Source organism: Polaromonas sp. P1_E3, assembly GCF_056405935.1.
On sequence record NZ_JBFUBD010000281.1, the window covers coordinates 1 to 3,578 of the forward strand.

The following is a 3,578-nucleotide window of genomic DNA, read 5'->3' on the forward strand; positions in this document are numbered from 1 at the left end:
GTGCGGCGTTGCAAGCACCGCTTGGCGGCGCAGATGCCGGTGTTGATACAGCGGGGCCTGCTGCGCAGGCGGAGAGGGCTATCGGTAAGGCGAGTGCAAGAGCGTTGAAAAAATGCGTTCGCATGGCAAGGTTCTTTCGTCGAAGTTACTGGAACATATCTCAAGATACTCTGCTGCGTGTGGACGGTCTTGAACTCCTTCAGTGGACGGAATGTTGAATTCCGCTGAAGTCTGACCCGAGTTTTCCATCGAATATTGACCCACACTCTTTGTGAGCAGGTGCTCACGATAAGTTCTTGCTTTTCTCCTTTTTGGGCTGAGTCTATGTGAATCTGCCTCAAGGTGCGTCGCTGTTTCGGCGATTTTGTTGTCTCGATCACTAGCCAGGTGGYCAGCTTCTCGGCGTAGGGATCGAGCTTGCTTGAGCTGACCYGCCTTAGGTACTTGGGCTAGCGCTCTTCCGATCGCAGGTGCTTCTTCACAGTGTTGCGAGCCAGGCCTGTACGCCTTGCGATCTCGCGAAGGACATCTGATTTCGCAATGCCCAACGCCTGATGACATTCAATKTCGCACGTCTATCACTCCTAATTTCCCTCTGCTTTTAAAACAAGCAGRGTAGTGCCTACGTGGGTCAATATTGGGTGAAAATTACTGCGTTAAGTGGATCAGATTTCGACGGAATTCAACAGTCAGCGAAGTACCGCATGGCGGGCGTCCTGCTCTGGCAGGCATGGCTGGACAGTCAACAGAGGCATAGGTGGAGGACCGCATGTACGGATTTGTCAGGGCTGAGCATCTGAATATTTGGGCCAGTCGCTACACGGCGCCGGCAGAATTCCCGCGCTTGATGCGGCTGCTTGTTTGGGCACTGGTCCGGGCGCCACGCACTGTGAATTTCCCAGCAGATGAGGCCGTGCGGTTGGCTGGCTATGACGGCGTGGTCGACATCGTTGAATCATTTGGGGGAATCCCTGGTGGTTCGTCTGTGTGGGAGCTTGGCACCAATAAGGAAATCAGGGCTAAGGCGGACGAAGACTACGAGAAGCGTAGCGGTGATCCGGTAGGCGTTGACCCGGCTTCGACGAGCTTCGTCTTTGTGACGCCGCGAACATGGCCAGGAAAGGCAAAGTGGGCGAGCACCAGGAACCGCGAAAAACGCTGGAAAGAAGTCTTGGCGTTCGACGCAGAAGATCTGGTGCAGTGGTTGGAGGTGTCACCGCCAGTCGCTGTTTGGTTCGGCCAGATGGCCGCTCTCACTCCAAAAGGCGTTCGCAGTCTGCAGGGCTCGCTCGACGACTATCGCCTGGCCACCCAGCCAGAGTTTGACCCGGCAGGTACTTTGCTTGGACGACAGGCGCAGATCGATATCGTCACCCGCATATTGCTGTCGGACCCGGTGACGATTGAGCTCGAAACGATGAGCCAGGAGGAAGGGGAAGCGTTCATTGGGTCGTGCGTCTCTGCACTTCCATTTGACCAACAGGAATCAGTTTGGGCCAGATGTCTTTGCGTAGACGACCAAGATGCACTGAGGCAAGTCGCCGCCACAGGTGAGCGATATGTTTTGCTGATGGATGGGCCTTCGACGCCGCTGCCCTCGAATGCTCACCTACACACGATTATCCGAACGCTGCGGCCGGGATCCGGCTCCCCCAAGGCGATCACCCTGCCGTCGCCGAATATGCGGCAACTCATCGACTGGGTTGAGAAGCAAGGCGTTGAGCGCAACGATGCGTTTCAACGATGCTATGACGCCGACGCGAGCCTGGAACGCGTTCGCCGGACGTTTTTGCGGTCTGGACCACCGCCTCCAGACTGGGCCGTTCCTGGCGTGGCGCCCACCGTGGCAGCCGTCATTCTCGTTGGCACTTGGGACGGAGAAAATGAAGCCGATCAAGCGATAGTCAGTGCCATAGGCGGCTGTGACTACGGTCGGTTTGAAGCTGCTGTTGGCTCTTGGACGCTGGGGGCAAACCCGTTGATGACTCGTGCGGGAAGCGAATGGCGCGTGCACAGCCGACAGGAAGCTTGGAAGCGACTTGAGCCGTACCTTCGGACGGAGAACTTGGAGACCCTGATCGCCTCGGGCGAAAAGGTTCTGCTGGAACCAGACACGCGTTTCGAGTTGCCGTCCGATGAGCGTTGGCTCGCCGGCATGCATGGCAAGCGACGAAAGCACAGCGAAGCGCTCCGGAAAGGCATTGCCGACGGGATACTCATCATGGCGACCCGAGGTGACGACCGGCAGCCATGCTATTCGGGCGTTCGAGCAACGGATTGGGCTGACCGAGCAGTCCATGGCGTTTTTGAATACAGCGCTGAGCTCGATTTTTGGCGCAGAGTTCGAGGTGAGCTGACGGAGTTGGCGGAGGCGTCGCCCGAACGCTTTTTGGCGGCCCTCGAGCAAGACCTTCGCGCAGAGCGGCCCCAGATCCTTGACTTGTTTGAGAGCGAGGGAGAGCACGGCGGTTGCTTGCACGCAGATCTACTGTGGGCACTTGAAACGCTCGGATGGGCGCCGGCCTATGTTGGCAGGGTCGCGCGAATCCTTGCTGGTCTCGCTGAGGTCGATCCGGGAGGGCGTTGGTCCAATCGGCCGGCGGCATCTCTCGCCGCGATGCTCAATCCAATGCAACCGCAATGTGGAGCGACGGCGGCAGATCGTCACGCGCTCCTGGCTCAGCTGGCTAAAGAACGTCCGGCGGTTACCGCCAACCTCTGCGAGACGCTCTTTTCACGCGATGGTGGAGTGATTCATATGTCACATCGCCCATCGATGCGCGAATGGGCGCCCAAGGATCGCATGCAGGCAGTCATGGTCGCGGACTACTGGACGGACGTTCAAGTGGCTGCGCGGCAGTTACTTGGGCTTGCTGGAGACGATGCGCTTCGGTGGATGGCTCTACTGGGTCATCTGAAGCAACTGACGCCGGATGTCTCCGAGTTGGTGCTCACAGGCATCGAAGAAGCCATCGAAGCCTTCCCGGCGCCACAGCGTCTCAAGCTTCGCGATGGTCTGCGGAAGCTGCTACATCACCATAACCAGTTCGTTGACAGCGATAAGGAAATCGGGTGGGTGTACACGGAGGCGACGCTTGAGCGTTTGAAGCGCCTCTACGAAGCGTTGATGCCAATGAACCCTGTCGAAGCACACGCTTGGCTTTTCGCGTTCTGGCCTGAAAGACCATTTGGCACGAGCACTGACTGGAAGCGGGAACAGGACGCTCTTGAGCAAGATCGGCTGAACGCAGCTGAATTTCTAGCACGGGTCGGACTTGAACACGTGCTGGAGAAGCTTGATCAATTTGAGAGCCGGCGAGCGCTAGGGACTTCGCTCGCGCGCACCATAGTCGGAAATGACTTTGCAAGCGATTTGTTCAGGCGACACGGTGAGAGCGCGCGGCCTGCAGTTCAGGAGTTGATACAAGGCTTCGCGTCGCACCTATCGCAATCGGGGTACGACGCATTTGTAAAAAGATGGATTGACGCTTCAAGCCGAGACCAGTTGGGAGAGCTTGCATGTGCCGCGGTGCTACTTGGCCTACCTCCGAGAGCACCCACCTGGGATACCGCTGCAA

Annotated in this window: 2 protein-coding genes; both read left to right on the plus strand. The window is 57.8% G+C overall.

Features of this window, described 5'->3' with window-relative positions; all coding sequences use genetic code 11:
* A partial coding sequence (locus AC1D0Z_RS17780; protein WP_477659527.1) for a hypothetical protein occupies positions 1 to 218 on the plus strand: 218 nt, incomplete at its 5' end.
* A gap of 551 nt (positions 219 to 769) precedes the next feature.
* On the plus strand, positions 770 to 3,578 hold a 2,809-nt coding region (locus AC1D0Z_RS17785; protein ID WP_477659528.1), incomplete at its 3' end, for a hypothetical protein.